This window comes from Rhizobium sp. BK251, assembly GCF_004345245.1.
Lineage (GTDB): Bacteria > Pseudomonadota > Alphaproteobacteria > Rhizobiales > Rhizobiaceae > Rhizobium.
In genome coordinates this window covers 174,315-194,435 of record NZ_SLUQ01000009.1, presented here as the reverse complement: position 1 = coordinate 194,435, position 20,121 = coordinate 174,315, and the positions used below count along the sequence as shown (strand labels likewise).

Annotated in this window: 17 protein-coding genes and 1 pseudogene; 4 read left to right on the top strand and 14 right to left on the bottom strand. The window is 62.4% G+C overall.

Going from position 1 to position 20,121, the window contains the following annotated elements; translation table 11 throughout:
- Positions 1-14: 14 nt before the first annotated feature.
- The 3 genes from EV286_RS23670 to EV286_RS23660 all read right to left on the bottom strand — a co-directional run bounded on the left by EV286_RS23670 (position 15) and on the right by EV286_RS23660 (position 3,202).
- Complete coding sequence (locus EV286_RS23670; protein ID WP_132959632.1) at positions 15-896, bottom strand: LysR substrate-binding domain-containing protein; 882 nt, start codon at positions 894-896, stop codon at positions 15-17.
- A 120-nt stretch (positions 897-1,016) separates the two neighbouring features.
- Positions 1,017-2,159: an L-dopachrome tautomerase-related protein gene (locus EV286_RS23665; protein ID WP_132959631.1), complete on the bottom strand. Its 1,143-nt coding sequence runs from the start codon at positions 2,157-2,159 to the stop codon at positions 1,017-1,019.
- Positions 2,160-2,188: 29 nt separating this feature from the next.
- Positions 2,189-3,202 (bottom strand): zinc-binding alcohol dehydrogenase family protein, encoded by a 1,014-nt coding sequence (locus EV286_RS23660; RefSeq protein ID WP_132959630.1) that lies wholly within the window; start codon positions 3,200-3,202, stop codon positions 2,189-2,191.
- A gap of 494 nt (positions 3,203-3,696) precedes the next feature.
- On the opposite strand from EV286_RS23660, the gene EV286_RS23655 reads away from it, so the two are divergent.
- Complete coding sequence (locus EV286_RS23655) at positions 3,697-4,203, top strand: DUF992 domain-containing protein (RefSeq protein WP_132959629.1); 507 nt, start codon at positions 3,697-3,699, stop codon at positions 4,201-4,203.
- Between the two features lie 87 nt (positions 4,204-4,290).
- Here the strand turns inward: EV286_RS23655 and EV286_RS23650 are convergent, their stop codons facing one another.
- From EV286_RS23650 to EV286_RS23615, 8 genes are all read right to left on the bottom strand, one after another.
- Entirely contained in the window at positions 4,291-6,294 is a 2,004-nt protein-coding gene (locus EV286_RS23650) for a CocE/NonD family hydrolase (RefSeq protein ID WP_132959628.1), read from the bottom strand.
- 30 nt (positions 6,295-6,324) lie between these two features.
- On the bottom strand, positions 6,325-6,771 hold the full coding sequence (locus EV286_RS23645) for a type II toxin-antitoxin system VapC family toxin (RefSeq protein ID WP_132959627.1): 447 nt from the start codon (positions 6,769-6,771) through the stop codon (positions 6,325-6,327).
- A complete protein-coding gene (locus tag EV286_RS23640) occupies positions 6,771-7,016 on the bottom strand; it encodes a type II toxin-antitoxin system Phd/YefM family antitoxin (protein WP_132959626.1) in 246 nt (81 codons plus the stop codon). The genes EV286_RS23645 and EV286_RS23640 overlap by 1 nt, the downstream gene beginning before the upstream one ends.
- A 55-nt stretch (positions 7,017-7,071) precedes the next feature.
- Positions 7,072-8,703: an ABC transporter ATP-binding protein gene (locus EV286_RS23635; protein ID WP_132959625.1), complete on the bottom strand. Its 1,632-nt coding sequence runs from the start codon at positions 8,701-8,703 to the stop codon at positions 7,072-7,074.
- Positions 8,696-9,523 (bottom strand): ABC transporter permease, encoded by an 828-nt coding sequence (locus EV286_RS23630; RefSeq protein WP_132959624.1) that lies wholly within the window; start codon positions 9,521-9,523, stop codon positions 8,696-8,698. The genes EV286_RS23635 and EV286_RS23630 overlap by 8 nt, the downstream gene beginning before the upstream one ends.
- Positions 9,520-10,527, bottom strand: coding sequence for an ABC transporter permease (locus EV286_RS23625; protein WP_132959623.1), 1,008 nt, complete (start codon positions 10,525-10,527; stop codon positions 9,520-9,522). The genes EV286_RS23630 and EV286_RS23625 overlap by 4 nt, the downstream gene beginning before the upstream one ends.
- A 96-nt stretch (positions 10,528-10,623) precedes the next feature.
- Entirely contained in the window at positions 10,624-12,213 is a 1,590-nt protein-coding gene (locus EV286_RS23620) for an ABC transporter substrate-binding protein (RefSeq protein WP_132959622.1), read from the bottom strand.
- Positions 12,214-12,938: 725 nt separating this feature from the next.
- Positions 12,939-13,814, bottom strand: a complete 876-nt coding sequence (locus EV286_RS23615; protein ID WP_132959621.1) for a LysR substrate-binding domain-containing protein — start codon at positions 13,812-13,814, stop codon at positions 12,939-12,941.
- 106 nt (positions 13,815-13,920) lie between these two features.
- On the opposite strand from EV286_RS23615, the pseudogene EV286_RS23610 reads away from it, so the two are divergent.
- Positions 13,921-14,831, top strand: a pseudogene (locus tag EV286_RS23610) (DMT family transporter).
- Positions 14,832-14,843: 12 nt separating this feature from the next.
- Here EV286_RS23610 and EV286_RS23605 read toward each other — a convergent pair.
- Positions 14,844-15,710 carry an alpha/beta hydrolase gene (locus tag EV286_RS23605; RefSeq protein ID WP_132959620.1) on the bottom strand — a complete coding sequence of 289 codons (867 nt, stop codon included), beginning with the start codon at positions 15,708-15,710 and terminating at the stop codon, positions 14,844-14,846.
- A 206-nt stretch (positions 15,711-15,916) separates the two neighbouring features.
- Between EV286_RS23605 and EV286_RS23600 the strand changes: the two genes are divergently transcribed.
- Positions 15,917-16,471, top strand: a complete 555-nt coding sequence (locus EV286_RS23600) for an isoprenylcysteine carboxylmethyltransferase family protein (RefSeq protein WP_132959619.1) — start codon at positions 15,917-15,919, stop codon at positions 16,469-16,471.
- 36 nt (positions 16,472-16,507) lie between these two features.
- Here the strand turns inward: EV286_RS23600 and EV286_RS23595 are convergent, their stop codons facing one another.
- Both EV286_RS23595 and EV286_RS23590 read right to left on the bottom strand, forming a co-directional pair.
- Positions 16,508-17,575 (bottom strand): site-specific integrase, encoded by a 1,068-nt coding sequence (locus EV286_RS23595; RefSeq protein ID WP_245500807.1) that lies wholly within the window; start codon positions 17,573-17,575, stop codon positions 16,508-16,510.
- 202 nt (positions 17,576-17,777) lie between these two features.
- Positions 17,778-18,689 carry a helix-turn-helix domain-containing protein gene (locus EV286_RS23590; RefSeq protein ID WP_132959618.1) on the bottom strand — a complete coding sequence of 304 codons (912 nt, stop codon included), beginning with the start codon at positions 18,687-18,689 and terminating at the stop codon, positions 17,778-17,780.
- 86 nt (positions 18,690-18,775) lie between these two features.
- Between EV286_RS23590 and EV286_RS23585 the strand changes: the two genes are divergently transcribed.
- The gene (locus EV286_RS23585; protein WP_132959617.1) at positions 18,776-20,050 is read left to right on the top strand and encodes an ABC transporter substrate-binding protein; all 1,275 of its coding nucleotides are present in this window, start codon (positions 18,776-18,778) and stop codon (positions 20,048-20,050) included.
- Positions 20,051-20,121: the final 71 nt, after the last annotated feature.

Below are 20,121 nucleotides of genomic sequence, written 5' to 3'. Positions count from 1 at the left end.
CGTGGCTGCCGGCCCTAGGCCGCCATCAGCGGTCCGCCCTTGCCGGTCAGGTTTTCGGTCAGGAACGAGACGAGGGCCTCAACGAGGTGCCGCCCCTCGCCATCTTCGCCGAGCACCGCAATCTCGGTCATCGGGAGCGCCGGCCAGTGATCCGGCGCCTGCAGGATCTTCATGCCGTCCTGCACGAAGGAACCCGCGAGCACGGTGACACCCAGCCCGCCGGCAACCGCTGCCTGGACACCCATCAGGCTACTCGCGGTGCAGACGGCAACCCATTCGCGGCGAACGCTATCGAGTGCCGAGATCATGATGTCCCGATAGGAGCATGGCGCCCGCAGCATCACCAGGCGCGCCGGCTTCGTAAAGTCGAGCTGGTAGTCGGCGGACGCCATCCAGACGAGCGGTTCCCGCCATATGACACGGCCTCGTGGCCCGTGGCCGTCCTTCTTGGCGATAACGGCGTCCAGCTTGCCACCGTCGTAGGCCGCAAGAAGGTCGCCGCTCAGCCCGGTCATCAGGTCGAGATGAACGCCGGGATAGAGGCGGCCAAAGCGGGCAAGCAGCCGTGGCAGCTGATCCGGAACGAAGTCCTCCGAAATGCCGAGCCGCAGCGAGCCCGTCGCCGGCGGCTCGGTCAGTTCCCGGACGAGGGAATCGTTGAATTCCAGCATCCTTCTCGCGGCAACCAGCAACCGCTCGCCTTCGCGCGTCAGCGTCAGCGAGCGGCTGGTCCGCTCGAAGACCTTCCGCTGCAGGATCTCCTCCAGCCTTAGGACCTTTTGCGACACGGCCGATTGCGACCGCCCGACGACATCGGCCGCCAGTGTAAAGCTGCCGGTTTCCGCAACAGCGACAAAGGCTCTCAGAAGATCGATCTCAAGGTCAGGATAGCGCATCGGCAGATGGAAGATTAATAGGTGAATTGCAGCCTATCTGATTTTCTTCTGAATTCAAGAAGGGGGCGGTACCAACCACAAGGCCGATACCGCGATCAGGAAGACCATTGCTGCGTGCCTCTACTTCAAGGCGACGGGACCGGCGTCGATCCGGATGCGCAGGAGCTTGTAGGGTTTCTTGCGCAGATCGTTCCCTTCGTGGAAGCCGGCCTGGCGATCGAGCTGGTTGACGGTGAAGTAGAGGTAGCCATCACTGCCCGTCGAGAGCGTGTCCGGCCACTGGATTTGCGGGGACTGCGCAATTGTCTTCCACCTCCCGTCTTCCAGCATGCGAATGCGGTGGTTCTCGTAGTCGCCGCCATAGACACGGCCCTGGTCGTCGGCCTCCAGTCCGTCGGACGCGCCTTTCAAACCTAAATCCTTGACCTGTTTGGCGAGGTCGGCGTCGCTGATCGACCGATCGCGCAGGGCGGCGGTCGCAACGGAGTAGAGGTGGCGGCTCGAAAGCGGCGAGTAGTAGAGCGTCTCGCCATCCGGGGACAATGCGATGCCGTCGCTTGCCACGGTGAACCTGGAAGGGGTGCCCCCCTTTGGTCGGTTCATCATCTTCTTGCCGTCGATCACCGCAACAAAGTCGGGATCGGCAGAGGTAGTGCGGTCGCCGGTCAAGCGGCGGAAAGCCTCTCCCGTGGCAAGGTCCACGACGATCAGGCCGCCGGGACCGGCCAGCGAGGAATCCGTAAGATAGGCGACGCCTTCCATGCCCTCGCGCAAATCGAAGCGAACGTCGTTCACATAGGTCGTCGGCAGGATCACATCGGCCGGGAAGACGACCGTCTTGACCACCTTGTTGGTGGCGAGATCGACAGCGACCATCTTCGCGCCGCCCGCAATCGGCGTCTGGAAACCGGGTGCGGCGGTATCCAGGATCCAGAGGCGGTTCGCCGGATCGACGACGACGCTCTGCACGCTCAGGAGGCTGTCTGCCGGATGCGCCGGATCGGCCTTGTTGATCGCCGCATCGGGGTAGGCGACCGCCTTGCCGTTGACGATTTCCGCGACCGTGAAGGGAACGTCGTCTCCCCAACGAGGATAGTTGACGAAGATGCGACCGTTCGGAGCGACCGTAACGCCGGTCGGCATCGCGTCGTCGAATGTCGCGACGGTCTCGATCTTGCCGATCTCCTCGGCCGCATGGCCCAAGATCGTCGTGGACTGCAGCAGGGCGGCCGTGAGGGCCGCCATCATGGTACGTCTGAACATCTCATTCTCCTTCCTGTCTGCTGTCGCTCTCAAAATCCGCTGAGGACGATCTTGCCCATGCCGCGGGCACTCTCGATGGCTGTGTGGGCGCGCTTCAGGTTCTCGGCATTGATCGTGCCGTAATCCTCGTGAAGGGTCGTCCGAATGATGCCTTGGTCGGCAAGGGCAGCGACTTCGGACAGGATGCGGTGCTGCTGCGCGATGTCAGGCGTCATGTAGAGCGTCGGCGTGAACATCAGCTCCCAGTGCACGGAAAGGCTCTTGCGCTTGAACGGCACGATATCGAAGGTCTCGGGGTCGTCGATCATCGCGAGCGCGCCATGCGGCTTGAGGGACTCGATGATCGCCTTCTGGTGCGTGCCCGTTGCGGTCAGGCCCGCGACATAGCGCACATGGGGAATAGCGATCTCCTTCAGCCCTTCGTTCAGCGGCTTGTGATGGTCGATCACGTGATGGGCGCCCATCTCCTTCACCCAGGCGATTGTTTCCGGACGGGAGGCGGTGGCGATGACGGTCAGCCCCGTCAGCCGCCGAGCGATCTGGGTCAGGATCGAACCGACGCCGCCGGCGCCGTTGACGATCAGGATCGCCTCATCGGAAGTCATGGTGCCGAGGGGAACGCCAAGCCTGTCGAAGAGCAGTTCCCAGGCCGTCAGCGAGGTGAGCGGCAGGGCGGCAGCCTGCGCGGCGCTGAGTGACTTCGGCTTCGGGCCAACGACGCGCTCGTCGACGGTGTGATATTCGGCATAGGTGCCCGAACGGTTGATGGCGCCGGCATAGAAGACCTCGTCGCCGGGCTTGAAGAGCACGGCTTTCGCACCGACCGCCTCGACGACACCGACGGCATCATAGCCCAGGATGCGAGGTTGGCCGTCCGTGGGCATCGAGCCCGCGCGCAGCTTGACATCGGCCGGATTGACGGAGATCGCCTGAATCTTGACCAGGAGGTCATGCGGACCCGGTACCGGTTTTTCGATTTCGATATCGACAAGGGACTGCGGCTCGTTGATGGGCAGGTTCTTGTAGTATCCGATAGCTTTCATGTCGGCTCTCCTTGAGGTTGGTTCAGTTGGTGCTCTGCCTTCGTGAATAAAGGGGCGTGTGGATGCGCAGCCGCCGTTCGCCGGCCCTTGAAGGCTGCGTTCGCCCAGATTGCTCTGTTTCCGGTGATGTCTGCCGTCAGCCGATGCCGATCGGCGGCATTGCTATCTCGCCGACCTGGAAATTCTCGATGTCACTAGGAGCGTTCAGGACGAGGGCTTTCATCTCGGTCTCCACTCGGTTTGCGAGGAGAATGGTGTCGCCAGAGTGTCTATTATGCAAACGCATAATTCATATAGAACCAATTCGAGAATCGAATTGATCAGCGCCCATCCGCGTGGCTTTCCGGTTTCAAGGAGCCGTGAGAAGGGCAGTCCTCGGAAAACCGTTGCAAGAGGAACACGGTTGGTTTCCGAATGAAACGCCTTGTTAGCTGCAAGCGCTTGGCAAACCGCTATGACTCTCTATGTTCCATCCCGTTCAAGCGGAGAAAATCATGAAGATCAAGATTGCAGCCCTACTCGCCGGATCGCTGGTTCTGGCCCAGACCGCAAGCGCGGCCGACCTGGGTCCGCCTCCTCAGTCTGACGTCGTCGACGGCGTCAAGATCGGGCTCCTGACCTGCGACGTCGGCGGTGGTGTCGGTTATCTGCTTGGTTCGTCCAAATCGCTCGACTGCACTTTCAGCCCAGCCTCAAGCGGTGACTCTGTCGACCGCTATGTCGGAGAAATTCGCAAGTTCGGCGTGGATGTCGGTTTCACAACACGCGGCCGCCTCATCTGGGCCGTTTTCGCGCCGACCTCCGGCTACCATCGCGGTTCGCTGGCCGGTCTCTATCAGGGTGCAAGCGCCGAGGCGACACTCGCCGCAGGCGTCGGTACGAACGTCCTCTTCGGCGGCACGGCCGGCTCTGTCCATCTTCAGACGATCAGTGTGACCGGACAGCTCGGCCTCAACGCCGCAGCAACGGGAACGTCGGTAACGCTCACTCCGTCAAGCTGACGCGATCACGAAAAGCGCCGGGGCTGCCAAGCATCCCGGCGCTTTCTTTTCCAAGGCGTTCGTCGCCCATCCTCATCCGCAAGCCGATCACATCAGGTCGCGCGGGATCCTCTTTTCGGCAAAGACCTTCTCATGGATGACGGCATCGCCCTCATAGGCGGTGACGCTCGCGCCGATGACCCATTCAGCCTTCGTGCAGGAAATCTTCGCCGTCGCTACCGTGCGGACGTTCCAACCCGGGCGCTGCATGTCGCATGTCCAGGTGGACGTGCCGGTCATCGACAGCGGATCGTCCGGCGCGATCGACCAGACCTCGTCCCTGAGCTGGCGGGTGGCAAGGCCGGTATCCGGATGCTCGAAAAGCCCGGTATCCTCGGTGACGAGATAGCGCGTGCGATTGGCCGAGAGATCGCGCGTCACCTGCCTGCGCGTTTCGCCGGGGGCGTGTTCTACATATTTCGGCAGCGGATCAGGATTGGATGGCTGCTTCATCTCGAAGCGCTGGTGATCGCCGAGCTTCGGCAGACCAAGGCCGATCGAGGCGATGTCGATCGTCAGCCCGGGATCTTCGGGAGGCGGAAGGATCATCGGCCAGTAGGCGGTCGAAAGCGACAGCCGGATGCGGTGGCCCTTGCCGAAGCGATAGCCGCAGGCGTCGAGGACGAGCCGCACCATGGTGCGCTCGCCTTTCTCCAGCGCCCTGGGCTCCGCATTGCCGTCACGGTGGGCGAGGTTCAATACGCCGAAGGACACGCGCGTAGCCGTCCCGTCCGGATGGACGTCGATGAGGCGGGCGCAGAGATTGGCTATCTCCGCCTCGCTGCGGAGCGAGAGCGTCAGCACCGGCCGGCCGAGATAGTCCCGCTCTTCGGGAAGCGGCATGGTCTCGAAAACGAGTGATCCCGCATCGTCGCAGCGCTGGTCGAGCGCCATTTCGGCATCGGGCTTCAACGTGAAATATTCACCAGCCGCCGTTCCGGTATCGAGCGGAGAGCGCAGGTAGACCGGATGCTCCGGCGCGTTGGGGATTGGCATCCCCTCGGTGAGCCTTCCGAACTGCTCGACATAAAGGCACTGCATCTCCGGCGCCTGCCAGGCATCCTTCGACACCCAGAAGCCGGGATCGAAATCGCGGCGCGGCGCCGGGCGGATCGCATCGAGTATATAGGCGCGCACCTGCGGCAGGGCGTCCGCCCCGTTCTTCTCCCCGCGCAGCCAGCGATTCCACCAGGCAATCGCCTCGCCGAGGAAATCGGCTCGCGGTTTCGGCCACGCGAAATGCGGATACTTGTGTACCCAGGGCCCGACCAGCGCCTTTGCGCCTTCGCCGATCCCTTCCACCGCCATCAGCGGCGTATTGCGATAGCCGTCGGCCCAGCCGGCGATCACCAGCGCAGGGATCTCGACGCGGGAGAAGTCCTCGCCGATCGAGCCGTGGCGCCAGAATTCGTCCCGGCGCTGATGGGTAAGCCATTCCTCCATGAAGAAGGGCTCGTGTTCCAGGCGTTCAAGCCACATGTCCTTCCAGCGCTCGCCGACGAGCGCCGGGTCCGGCGAACGCGACTGATAGCCGAGCATCGTCGCCGCCCAGGAGAGCTGTGCTGAAAGATGGCAGCCGTTCTTGTAGTGGATGTCGTCATTGTAGCGATCGACCGTCGAGGCAATCGAGATGACCGCCTTCAGCGCCGGGGGACGCAGGGCCGCCACCTGCAGGCTGTTGAAGCCGCCCCAGGAGATGCCCATCATGCCGACGGAACCGTTCGACCAGGGCTGGTCCGCGATCCAGGCTATCAGCTCGCAGGCATTGGCAAGCTCGAGTTCCGTATACTCGCCGTCGATGACACCCTCGGATTCACCCGATCCCCGGATATCGACGCGCACGCCGGCGATGCCGGCCGCCGCGAAGGCCGGATAGGTCGATTCATCGCGCGGGCTCGTCCCATCGCGCTTGCGGTAGGGCAGGAACTCGAACACGGCCGGCACCGGATCATTCGCCGCGTTATCGGGCAGCCAGATGCGGGCGGCGAGCCGCGTGCCATCCTTGAGGGTGATCCAGTGGTTTTCGATTGTCGTAAAGGGGCGTCCGGTCATGAGGCATCCAGCTGGGTTGACGGAGATGGGCTACAGCGACGGCAATCCGTCGAAGGGGTTGAGCAGCGGCACATCCATGAGTTCGAAGTGACGGACATTCCGAGTAAGAACGACAAGACCCGACCGCACAGCCGTCGCCGCTATGGCCGCGTCTTCGAAATCCGGCCCGCCGCCGCGCCCGACCGCCTGATCGAAAAGCTGGCCGGCAATTCGCGCTGTCGGCACGTCGATAGGCAGGATGCGGTCCGAATAGAGGTGCAATACGAGGTCAAGCCATCGTGCCAGTTCCTCGGCCTTGCGCGTGGCACCGAGCCGGCGCGCCTTGGCGATGCCCGTCTCGACCTCCGCGACGGTGACCGCCGAAAGGAAGAGCCGATCCGAGGCCGCCTCGATCCAGTGCCGCAAGTCCTCCATGTCATGCCGCTCGTGGTTCGTCGGCGAAACGACGGAGATGATGTTCGTGTCGAGCAGGTACATCAGAAACTATCGTCGCGCAGCGCCCGTGCCTGGCCGCGCGCGGGAAGATCGGCCTCCTCCAATGGTGCGTGGGCGAGGAGCCAGCCAAAAGACGGGACCTTCTTCAACCGCTCGTATTCGTCGAAGGAAATCACGACGGCCGTCGGCGCTCCATGGCGGGTAATGATCGCGCCATGACCTTTCACTGCCTCGTCCACAACAGCAGAAAGCGTTGCCTTGGCATCCTTTAGCTGAATCTCTTTCATGTCCTTCAGTCCCGTGACTACAGTAGTCACAATATGGTGCTCAAACGCAGCTTCGTCAATTGCCGGCGCTCTCCATCCGACGTGTCATCAGCACGCGTTCCAGCCAGCCGATCTCCATCTCGGGCACCGATTTCAGGAGAAGGTCGGTGTAATCGTCGAAGGGGGGCGAGAGCACCTTCGACTTGGGCCCGAAGCGAACAAGCTGGCCACGATGCATGACGGCGACGCTATCGGCGATCGCCCGCACGATGGCGATGTCATGGGTGATGAAGATGTAGGAGAGCTGAGATTCCTCCTGCAGCCTGAGCAATAGCTTCAGGATGCCTTCGGCGACCAGCGGATCGAGCGCCGAAGTGGGCTCGTCACAGAGAATGATTTCCGGGCGCGCGGCGAGGGCCCGGGCAATCGCAACGCGCTGCTTCTGGCCGCCGGAAAGTTCGGCGGGATATCGGTCGACGAAGCCGTTGCCCATTTCGATATGTTCAAGCAGCTCCTTGACGCGCGCCGTCTTCTCCGCGCCCCGCAGGCCATAGTAGAAGGTCAGTGGCCGGCCGATGATGTCGCGAACCGTCTGGCGCGGGTTCATTGCCGTGTCGGCCATCTGGTAGATGAGCTGTATGCGCCGCAGGTCCTCGTGAGGCCGGCGCTTGAGGTCCGGCGTCAGCGGCTTGCCCGCGAAGGAAATCTGGCCCGCGCTCGGCGGAAGAAGGCCGGTTATGACGCGGGCAAGCGTCGACTTGCCGGAACCGGACTCGCCCACCACCGCAAGCGTCTGGCCTCTCGGGACGTGCAGCGACACGTCGTGCAACACCTTGAAGCCGTTCGAATATTCGGCGCTGATATTCTCCACTTTCAGGAGCGTGTCGGACTGGTCGCGCGCTTCCTCGCGGGCAGTCTGGCGCACGTTGACGAGCGCACGCGTGTAATCCTCCCGCGGTTCCTCGATGATCTGGCGCACGCTGCCATACTCCACCTGCCTGCCGTGGCGCAGCACGATGATATCATCAGAGATCTGGGCAACGACGGCGAGGTCATGGGTGATGTAGAGCGCCGCGGTGTGTGTCTCCTCGATCGCGTGCTTGATCGCGGCGAGGACGTCGATCTGCGTGGTCACGTCGAGCGCGGTCGTCGGTTCGTCAAAAACGATGAGCTCGGGATTCGAGCAGAGCGCCATGGCCGTCATCGCCCGCTGCAACTGCCCGCCGGAAACCTGATGCGGGAAACGATCCCCGAAGGTTTCGGGGTGGGGCAGGCCGAGCACTTGAAAGAGGTAGAGTGCGCGCTTACGCGCCTCTTCCTTCGTCATCAACCCATGTTTCACGGAGGCTTCGATCACCTGGTCACCGAGTCGGTGCGCCGGATTGAAAGCCGCCGCGGCCGACTGCGCGACATAGCAGACGCGCGCGCCGCGGACCTGGCGAATGCCGCCCTTGCCCAGGGCAAGGATGTTTTCGCCATCGAGAAGCACTTCGCCCCCAGTGATCTCCGCCCCGCCGCGGCCATAGGCGAGGGCGGCGAGCCCGATCGTGGATTTGCCCGCGCCAGATTCGCCGATCAGCCCGAGAACCTTGCCCTTCTGCAGATCGAAGGAGACGCTGTTGACGATCGTCACCCGCTTCGGCGGCTCGCCCGGCGGATAGCTGGTCGCCTCGATCTTCAGATTTCGAACGGAAAGAAGCTCAGGCATCGCCGCGCCCTCCTTTCAAGCTGGAAGTACGTTTGAGCAGCCAATCGACTACCAGGTTGACGCAGATGGCCAAGACCGCGATGGCGGTGCCGGGCACGAGGGCGGCGGGAATGCCGAAGATGATGCCGTCCTTGTTGTCCTTGACCATGCCGCCCCAATCCGCAGCCGGCGGCTGGATGCCGAGGCCGAGAAAGGAGAGCGTGGAGAGGAAGAGGATGGAGAAGGCGAAACGCAAACCGAACTCGGCAAGGAGCGGGGAGAGCGTGTTCGGCAAAATCTCACGGAAAATGATCCAGATCTTCCCTTCGCCGCGCAGCTTTGCCGCCTCCACGAATTCCATCACCGCAACGTCGAGCGCGACGGCGCGGCCGAGACGATAGACGCGCGTGGAATCGAGCACCGCCATCACGAGGATCAGCACCGTCAGGTTCTGCGGCAGGACCGCAAGAACCACGAGCGCGAAGATCAGTGTCGGGATCGACATCATCAGATCGTTGAAGCGGGAGAAGACGGTATCGATCAGGCCGCGGGAGACGGCCGCCGTGAAGCTGAGGATGATGCCGAGCGAAAAGGAAATGATCGTTGCGGCAAGCGCCACGAACAGCGTCGTGCGGGCGCCATATATCAGCCGCGAAAGGATATCGCGGCCAAGATTGTCCAGACCGAAGAAATACTTGGCGTCGGCCACCTGCCAGACGCTGCCGACCACCTCGGTCTCGCCATAGGGCGCGATAAAGGACGCGAAGATGGCGCAAAAGAAGGCCACGGCGATGCCGATCATGCCGACCCAGGCTGTTATGGGGATGTCGCGCACTCTCATCGCGGATGCCTCAATCGCGGATTGGCGACGATCGCGAGGATGTCGGCCAGCATGTTCAGGAAGATGTAGACGGCGGCGAAGATCAGCCCGCAGGCCTGCACGACGGGCATGTCGCGGACGGTCACGGCATCCACCATGTACTGGCCCATGCCCGGATAGACGAAGACGACTTCGACCACGACGACACCGACGACGAGATAGGCAAGGTTCAGTGCCACAACGTTGATGATCGGTGCGAGCGCATTGGGCGCCGCGTGCTTGACGATCGAGCGGAAAGCACCGAGCCCCTTGAGTTCCGCCGTCTCCATATAGGCCGAAGACATGACGGAGAGGATTGCCGCACGCGTCATGCGCATCATGTGCGCAAGCACCACCAGCACAAGCGTAGCGGTCGGCAGCGCGATCGCCTTCAGCCGATCGACAAAGCCCATGCTGTCGTAGACGGTCGCGGGGAAGGTCGCGATGCCGAAGTCGACGGCGAAGAACAGGATGAGGAGGTAGCCAATGAAGAATTCAGGCAGCGAGATCGCCGCAAGCGAGATCACGTTGATGATCTTGTCGGGCAGCCGGTCGCGGAAGTGGACCGCGATCATGCCGAGGCCGACGGCAAGCGGCACCGAGATCAGCGCGGCAAAGCCCGCCAGGAAGAGAGAATTGCCGAGACGCTTGCCGATCTGCTCGCTGACCGACTGCTTGCTCGCCCAGGAAGTGCCGAAATCGCCCTGCACGGCATTGCCGAGCCACTCGACGTAACGCGTCGTGATCGGCCGATTGAGACCAAGTTCCTGGCGGATGTTGGCGACTGCCTGCGGGGTTGCAGACTGGCCGAGATAGGTGGTCGCGAAGTCGCCCGGCAAGGCTTCCAGACCGCCGAAAATGAGGATCGACACTGCAAACAGCAAGACGATGCTGAGCGTGAAGCGCTCCAGGATGAGGGCAAGCAGTGGAAAGCGCTGTCTGAACTTCAGGCCGGGCAGGACCGCGCCCGATGGGGAATTGGACATGACGAAGGTCTCGCGCTGAAACGTCGGGAGGACCGCGGGGTTTGACCCGCGGTCCCGGTTCCGTTGGAGATTGGGAGCATTCCGCCCCTTCGCCGATCAGGTATCCAGCCAGACGCGCGTCGCCACGTATCCGTTCGACATGTCGTTGCCGATGTCGTGAACATAGCCTTTGACCTGCTTGCTGCAGGCGTTCACGAAGTCGTTGAACATGGGCAGGATGAGGCCGCCCTCATCACGCACCATCATGGCCATATCCCGGTACATTTCCTTGCGCTTCGCCTCGTCGAGCTCCGAGCGGGCCTCGAGAAGCAGCTTGTCGAAATCCGGTCGCTTGAAGCGGGTGTCGTTCCAGTCCGCGGTCGAGAGGTAAGCGGTCGAATACATCTGGTCCTGCGTCGGACGCCCGCCCCAATACGAGGTCGAGAAGGGCTGCACGTTCCACACGTTCGACCAGTAGCCGTCGCCCGGTTCGCGCTTGACCTCGATCTCGATGCCAGCCTTCTTGGCGCTCTCCTGATAGAGCACGGCTGCGTCGACGCCGCCGGGGAAGGCGACCTCCGAGGTGCGCAGCAGGACGGAACCGCTATGGCCCGACTTCTTGTAGTGGAAGGCGGCCTTGTCCGGATCGTAGGTGCGCTGCTCGATGCCTTCGGGGAACAGGGCGTAGGTGCTGTTGATCGGGAAGTCGTTGCCGACCTTGCCGTAGCCACCGAGAATCTTCTCGACCATGGTCTCGCGGTCCATCGCATATTTCAGCGCAAGCCGCAGGTCGTTGTTGTCGAACGGTGCGGTGTCGCAATGCATGATGAAGACGTAGTGGCCGCGGCCCGAGGTCGAGAGGATTTCAACGGTCGGCGCACGCTTCAGGAGGTCAACCGTCTTGGGATCGACGCGGTTGATGTAGTGCACCTGGCCCGAGGAGAGCGCCGCGATGCGAGCGGTCGCATCGTTCATGTTGATGAGTTCGACGGAATCGACGAAGCCGCGGTCGCTGCGCCAGTCATCGGCATTCTTCTCGAAGGTCGCGCGCACGCCCGGCTCGAAGCTCGTCAGCTTGTAGGGCCCGGTTCCGATGCCGGCAGTCGGATTGTCGACGCCGCCGTTTGGCTGGATGACGAGGTGGTAGTCGGAAAGCAGCAGCGGCAGGTCGGCATTGCCTTCGCTGAGAGTGAGAACGAGGTCGTCGCCGTCGGCCGCGATCGACTTGATCGATTTCATGACGCCGAGCGCGCCGGATTCCGACTTCTCGTCCGTGTGGCGCTTGAGCGTTTCAACGACGTCGACGATCGTCAGGTCCTTGCCGTCGTGGAACTTGACGCCCTTGCGGATCTTGAAGGTCCAGGTCGCAGCGTCGGCGGAAGGCGCCCAGGACTCGGCGAGTGCGGGGACAGCTGCGCCGGTCAGCGGATCGGATTCGACGAGCATGTCGCCCCAGCAGCGACCTATACAGAACATCACCTGAGAAAGGAATTTCGCCGGGTCGTTGGAATCGGTGGCGGAACCGCCTTCCAGACCGAGCTTCAAATGGCCGCCGCGCTTGGGTTCCTGCGCCTTGGCGCTCTCGGCGAAGAGATGGCTTGCGGCCGTCAAGGTGAGGCCGGCCGCCACCGCGCGTCCCATGAACTCGCGGCGGCTCATGCCGCCTGACGTGACGCGGCTCGCGAGATAATTCGTGTAGTCTTTCATTCCCCTGTTCCTTCTTCTTTGCTGCGTTGAGAGAACTCCCGGACACCCTTCGCTGCGGCGGTTTCCTCTTCCGCCGTTGACGTCGATGCCCGCGATCATGCGGGAAGATGCTGCGGTTGCTGCCGCCCAGTCGCCACCTTTCCTCAGAATCTCCCGCCTTTCGGCGAAATCTTGTTCCTATGCCTGTCGGCTCGTCTTCAAACAGAAGCCCTCAGCGTCATCACCTGCCGTTTGATCGTTTTGTTCGTGGCAGCGTGAAGGCTCGAGTTTCAGTTTCGGATTTCGTTCTTCGCTAGGGCGCCGGATAACGCCGCCCAACCTTGCAATCTTTTATGCCTATCCGGGTTTCCCGGATGAAACCAACGTTTCAGGAAGGGCATCAACGGATTAATGTCTAGATCGTCCACCTGTGCGGCATCCTCAACGACATATTCTGCCGTCGCAGCGACAGCGGTATCGAGTGTCCTTGCCTCTCACCGCAAGCTGGCAACTAGGGTATGCCGGCCAATGACGACGAATCCAAACCGTCTCGTCGCAGGTCGCCCGGCGACACCGGTCAGCAATATCCGCCTGCCCTCCTTTGGAGGGCATTACGGAATAATGCCGGTATCGATGCTTTGCATTTTTGGAGTCTAGTGAAACAATATCGGAATCCAGCCGATATGCCAGCCGCGTTCGGCCCCAATTCGGCAATTCTTTGGTGCAATGCGACAAAACGCATCCGCTCAGGGAAGCCATTGGCCGGAAACCGGCCTGAAGGCCTCGCGGATCATTTCCGCAAGTTCGCCCACCGCCTCGCTCGAATGGTAAGGGTTGCGCCTGAGGACGACGCGCGAGGAATCGACCGGCGGAAACCCGTCATCGCCCGTCAGTTCCCGGCAGCCGTGCGGAATGCTGCTGCGCGACAGCGTCGTCACGGCAAGGCCCGCCGAAACCGCATTCTTCAGGCCCGAGCTCGTGTCGGCGATGAAGGCGACGCGATAGGTACGTCCGATCTTTTCCAGCGATTTCAACGCGAATTCGCGGCACCACGTCGAGTCGCGATAGGTCGCAATCGGCAACGGGTTGGCCTCGTGCAGCCGGTGCACCAGCGACGTGACCCAGACGGTCGGATCGACGCAGAGAACTTCGCCGGTCGTATGCCGGCCCCAATCGAAGACGACGGCGAGATCAAGCTCGTCGCGCTCGAGCGCGGCGATGTTGTTGGCGGTGTAGTCGCAGGATACCGTCACCTCGACGGCCGGGTGGCGAACGGCAAAGGCAGCAAGCGCAGCAGGCAGGACGGTCTGGCTGTACTCTTCCGGAATGCCGATGCGCACCGGACCGTCCAGCGGCTTGGAACGGATGGTCGCGGCTGCTTCGCTCAGCAGGTCGATGACCCGCCGGGCATAGGGGGTGAGCTGGTTTCCGGCCCGCGTCAGGGCGACGCCGCGGGCGCCGCGCACGAAGAGCGGCTCGCCGACCGTATCCTCGAGCCGCCTGATCTGGGCGCTGACGGCCGATTGCGTGCGTCCGATGCGATCGGCAGCAGCCGAAAAATTCTCGGTCTCCGCCACCATCAGGAATGTCCGGAGCAGGTCGCTTTCGATCGGTTCGCGCATATCGAGCCACAAAAAAAACAGATGACAGACATTGCTACTATTCGTTTGCCTGATGTCAATAATCGGAGCACACAGGAAGCGTTCCTTTTTCCTCGCGTGACCCACAATGACCGTCCAGACATCGGCCCGTTCGTCCTCCATGAACGAGCATGAAAGAGGTGTTGTCCTCGTCCTCCTGGCAACGCTTGCCTGGAGCGCGAGCGGCATCTATGCGCGCCTGCTGACGACGGACCTCTGGACGGCAATCGCCTGGCGGTCGCTGTTCGGCGGGCTGTTCCTGCTCATACCGAGCTTCTTCCTGGAGGGTGGCTTCTCGTGGCGCCAATGGCGCACCGTGCTGCGCCCTTCCGGCCTCGTGATGACGGCCTGCCAGACATTCTGCCAAGCCTGCTTCCTCGGTGCCCTCTATACGACCACGGTTGCCAATGTTGCGATCATCTATGCAACCGCGCCCTTCATCGCCGCGCTTTTCGGCTGGATACTCCTGAAGGAGCGGGTTCAGCCGCGCTGCTTGCGGGCGGCGCCTGTTTCCTCGGCGTGGTGATCATCGTCGCCTCTTCAGCGAGCGGGGGAGGGGCGCTCGGTGACTTGCTCGCGCTCGGCATGACCGCATCCTTCGCGTTGGTGATTGTCCTGCCGCGGCTCGATCCGGCGATGTCGACGCTGGCGCCCACGATCGCCAGTGCATTCCTGACCCTCCTGATTTTCGCGCCCTTTGGTTCGGTCGGCTCGCTCGACGCTCATAACTGGCTGGTGCTTGCCGCCTTTGGAGCCACGAATTTCGCGCTGGCGCTGGTGCTGTTTCTTGCAGGCGCAAGGCGAATGCCGCCGGCGGAAGCGGCACTGCTCGGAACGCTCGAGATCGTCCTGACCCCCTTCTGGGTATGGCTGTTCTTTTCAGAGACGCCGTCGACGGCCACGATCGTCGGCGGTGCGATCATCTTCGCGACCGTGCTCTGGCACACGCTCATCGACCTCCGCGGCGGCCGCGCGATGCCCAGGCCGCAGAAGGCATAGAGCTGCCAGCAACTACCTCAGCGGCAAAGCGCGCTTGCCCGCACTCCAGTGTCGGGCCTCATGCATCACAACGTCTTCCATGAAGCCGTCGAGGAAGCGATTGAAGATATCTGGCCGCTCCCAGAAAGGCGCATGACCAGCGCCCTGCACGATCTCGACCTGGTCCTGAAAGAGGTCGGGAATGTGCAGGCCCGTCAGATACGACAGCCGCACAAACGGATCCTCCGAGCCGTGGATCAACGCGACGGGGACAGAGGCACGCTCGATCACGCGGCGCTGATCGGCACCATCGCCTCGCAGCATGCTCTGCGACAAGGTCTTTCGGGCCCGCCCGTCCGCACGCATGATCGCCTGCTTGAACGAGGGGTCGCCGGCATTGCCGAAAGTCAGCCACTCGAAGCGCTCCGCGTCGCGTTCTGAAAAGACCTGCTTCGATGCGAGCAGGAGATCGAAGGATGCATGAAATCCGCGCAGCATCCCGATCATGCCGAGTGGTACTGGCGGCGCGCCACAGAGCATGAGACCGGCCATACCGCTCTCGCGGCTCATCATCTCCACCGCGAGATGTCCTCCAAGCGACCAGCCGAACATGGCAAAGCGCCGTAGGCCGAGCTTGGCGGTGACTTCCTCCAGGCATTCGGCATGCCTGGTGATCGCATAGGCGTCGGGATCGTTGGCGTCATCGGATTCGCCGTGGCCGAGAAGATCGACTGCGATCACGCGCCAGCGCCTGGCGAGCGGGCTCTCCATCTGCTTTCGAAAGACACGCCGCGAATAGCTGGAGCCATGAACCATGAGGAGAGGAAAGCCGGCGCCCATGGAATCGTCGAGGCGCACGTTTCCGTACCGCGTCGCAATCGTCCTGCACGTGCCATCCATAGGCGGTCAATCCCGGTTTCTCGTCAAAGAATCGCACAAGAAAATCTACGGAACGTGCACGCCCATCGTGAACGAATGCTAAACGTCTGAAATCAGGTGGATTATCCTAGCGCATCGGTTGTGTACCGTGTTGTCATCGCAAGGATCCGCAGCTAGGTTCTCGCCGATTGCGATGGTGACCGCAGGCTTTTAATGTGGGGACGGGAATGAGTTTTGCATTCGATCTGGCTGTTTCGATCGTGAGCCTGCTTGTGGTGGGCTTCTACACATGGTCGCTGCGCGGCCACTTCTCCTCGCCGAAGATGGAAATCGGGGCAAAGGTCATCTCGGCCGGCGTCATCCTGACAACGGTCTTCTTCCTCTATCTCACATGGTTCGAAGGGCAACTGGTCTGGACGCAGGTCGTCGGCTTGGCGATCGAAATTGCCGCCGCCGTCCTCTTCTGGTGGGCGATTTCGGCTTCGCGCAAGGCGCGGCTGCGCTTCGCGTTCGATCCTGCCCATCCGCACAGCATCGTCAGCGACGGCCCCTACAAATATCTCCGCCACCCCTTCTACACGTCCTATCTGATGTTCTGGTCGGGCTGGGCGCTAGCGTCCTGGTCCGTATGGGCGATCCTGCCGGTGGTGTTCTTCGTTGTTGTCTATGCGACCGCCGCAAGGAACGAGGAAAAGAACTTCTCTGCTTCGCCGCTCGGGCCGGAATACGAGGCTTATCGCCGGAAAACCGGTTTCTTCCTCCCTCGCTTCGACCAGAAGTGAGCTTTAGCGAAACAACCGAAATTGCCGCGACGGATCCTATAGCCCTGCAGCTTTGGTGAGATTGACCCGGAAACGATCCCTCCGGCGCTGATAGCGCCGCGTCATCTCGGCACTTGCGTGTCCGAGCTGCTTCTGCACGAAGCGCTCGTCCGCCTCCGCAGAGGAGGCGAGACCAGCACGCAGGGAATGGCCGGAGAATTTTCCGGCTCTTTCGCCCTCGGCGAGGTCACTGCGCAATCCGGCGGCAAGCGCGGCCTGCTTGACGAGGCGGGCGACATGCTTGTCGTTCAGCCTGTCGGCAGCGACGGATTTTCCCTTTCCGGTGATACGGCGGAAGAGGGGGCCATGGGCGATACGACCGAGCGCCAACCAGGTTTCCAGCGCGACGACCGGGCAGGTCGCGTCCGACGAACCCCGGCCGACTTCAACCTCCCGCCAGCCGGTCTTGCCGCGCAGCGTTATGACGATGCCTTCGTCCAGTATCTCGATCCAGCCGCTGCCGTCTTCGGTCTGTTCGGCCCAGCAATCGAGACCCACGATTTCGGACCGCCGCAAGCCGCCGGCGAAACCGAGGAGAAGAATGGCGCGATCGCGCAGGCCCCGCAGGGTACCGCGCTCGAGCGTCTCCAGCATGGCCGTCAGCTCCTCCGGCAGGATCGCCTCCTTCTGCACCGGCGGGCGGGCATGGGAACGGCGAATGCCGGCAAGTACGGTCGCGATGTGGCGGTCGCTGCGGTCGAGCTTCAGCCCACGCTGCGCATAATTCCAGGCAAGCGCCGAGAGTTTCCGTTCGATCGTGCTCACCGATGCGGCTGCACGGCGGCCATCCTCGCCCGATGCGAGCGCGGTGATATAAAGCCCGATCGTCTGTGGATGGGGCGGCAGCGAAGCGAGTGCGTTGCGATGACACCAGTCGGCAAAGTGATTCCAGTCGCTCGCATACGCCCGGCGCGTGTTGTCCGAGGATGATTTGCGCACATAGTCGCGCGCCCGGTCCGCGAGTTCGGCAAGATGGGCGGGCATCTTCCCCGGCTCGTGCTCCGCGGGAAGGGGCGCCGTGTCGGTGGGGGCGGGGGAAATGCCTGGTTCTTCCGTTTCGGACATTCGTCTTCCCTGAGGTCGCGAGCATGCGCATCCCGCGCAGGGGCACCCATGAACACCAACCAAACCAGGTCCGGGTGCCCGGGCGTACGCAAGATCGAATCATCGCGTTTGCCGGACTTTAACGCACATGACACGCAAGCGATATGCAGGATGGCTTATGGGCCGCTGCGGACCTATCTGCCTGCCGCTGATTGGCCTGCCCTCAGCGCTGAATACCGGAAAGCGTGTTCACAACCCGCATGTCGCGCCGGAAGTCGGAGGGGGACATGCCGGCGATGTGGCGGAATGACTTGTTGAACGCGCTGATCGAGCCGAAGCCGCTATCCATGGCCACCTGGAGCACGTTCGCACCTTCACGCATGAGCATCGCCTGCGCGTGGGAGAGCCTGAGGAGGTTGACGTATTTGGCAAGCGTCATGCCGGTGCACTTCTTGAAGAGGTTCATCGCATATTTCGGATGCAGATCGGCAGCACGCGCAATGTGCTCCGAGTCGATCTCCTGCAGGAAATTGGCGGCGATGAAGTCGCACATGCGCGCGACGCTGCGCGAGGATTGCGGGTGGAGCTGTTCCACCGTCTCGCCCTTGCCCTGCTCGGGCAGCATCGCATAGGGCTCGAAGACGATACGCTCCAAGCGCAGCAGCAGCTCGTCGACCGCATGGTCCGACATCGTCGGATCGCCTGAGCGCGCGTAACGGAACCAGCGCGCGAAGTTCTCGGTATCGGCCGCATCGGTCGCCGACGTCACCAATGTTTCGCCCTGCATCAGCCGGCTCGAAATATTCACGGGCAGGCGCAGCCGGAAGAAATAGACGAGCGGCAGGTGCGCGCCCGCATAAAGCGAATCATCCGACGATTCGTCCATCTGATGCGGCTGGCCGCCCCAGAACAGGCACATGTCGCCTGCGTTCAGCCGGATCTCATGGTCGTTCATACGGTAATGGACGCTGCCGCGGATGATGTAATTGACCTCCACCTGCGCGTGCCAGTGGGGCATTGCCATGACTGGGGGGTGGGTATGGAACATCTGCAGGCTCGTCGGCAGGCCCTCGATGCTGCTCGCCCCCGGCTGATAGACTGCCCTGCCGCCGACCTTACTTTCCGCCAACTCCACATTCCCTTTTTAGGAGACACCCGCCCCGCTGAGGATAATTTAGGCACGTTCACTAAGGGACGGCAATTGAAAAGGGAGGATTTTCAATGCGCTTCGAACTTATCGGCGCGACCGCCGCGGTTGCGCTGCTCGCGTCCAGTCCTGCGTTTGCGCAGTCTGGCACGCTCACCATCTGGAGCTGGAACGTCGCCGCATCGGCGCTGAAATCCACGCTCGAAGGCTTCAACAAACAATTCCCCGACATCAAGGTCGATGTCCAGGATCTCGGCAACCAGCAGGTTTTCGACAAGACGCTGGCCGCTTGCGCAGCCGGCGGCGACGGCCTGCCCGATATCGTGACGATCGAGAATTTCGAGGCGGAAATCTTCTGGAACCGTTTCCCCGATTGCTTCGCAAACCTGAAGGACCTCGGCTACACGTCCGATATCCAGGCGAAGTTCCCCGACTTCAAGCGCACCGAGCTCGAGGTCGGCGACGTCGCCTATTCGATGCCGTGGGATTCTGGTCCGGTGGCCGTCTTCTACCGCCGCGACTTCTATGAAAAGGCGGGCGTCGATCCGACGACCATCAAGAACTGGGACGACTTCATAGCCGCCGGCAAGAAGATCTCCGAAGCCAATCCGGGCGTCGTCATGGCGCAGGCCGATTTCAACGGCGACAGCGAATGGTTCCGCATGATCTCCAACGAGCAGGGCTGCGGCTACTTCTCGACGGACGGCCAGAGCATCACCATCAACAAGCCCGCCTGCGTCGCGACGCTGGAAAAGGTCAAGCAGATGAAGGATGCCGGCACGCTGACCGCCGCCATCTGGGACGAAAAGATCCAGGCCAATACCGCCGGCAAGGTGGCAAGCCAGATGTATGGCGGCTGGTACGAAGGCACCATCCGTTCCGGCTCGCCGGACCTCTCCGGCAAGTGGGGTGTCTACATGATGCCGAGCCTGACCGCCGACGGCCCGCATGCGGCCAACCTCGGCGGCTCGTCGCTGGCGATCAGCGCGAATTCGCAGAACAAGGAAGCGGCCTGGACCTATCTCAACTATGCGCTTGCGACCAACGAGGGCCAGGTTGCGATGCTGAAGTCCTTCGGCCTCGTCCCGTCGCTGCTGACGGCAGTGCAGGACCCCTTCGTCAACCAACCGCAGCCCTATTGGGGCGACCAGAAGGTCTGGGCGGACATCCTGTCGACGCTGCCGAAGATCGTGCCCAGCCGTGGCACGCAGTTCCAGACGGATGCGGACGCCATCTACAAGGCCGCGCAGACGAAATACTTCGCCGGCGGCTATCCGGACGCGAAGGCGGCACTCGACGACGCCGCCAGCCAGATCGCCTCGGCGACCGGCCTTCCGATCGCGGAATGAGTGACGAAGCCGGGCGCCGATCAGCGCCCGGCCTCCATCCCACGGGATGGCTCGTTTCGTCTGTGAGGAGG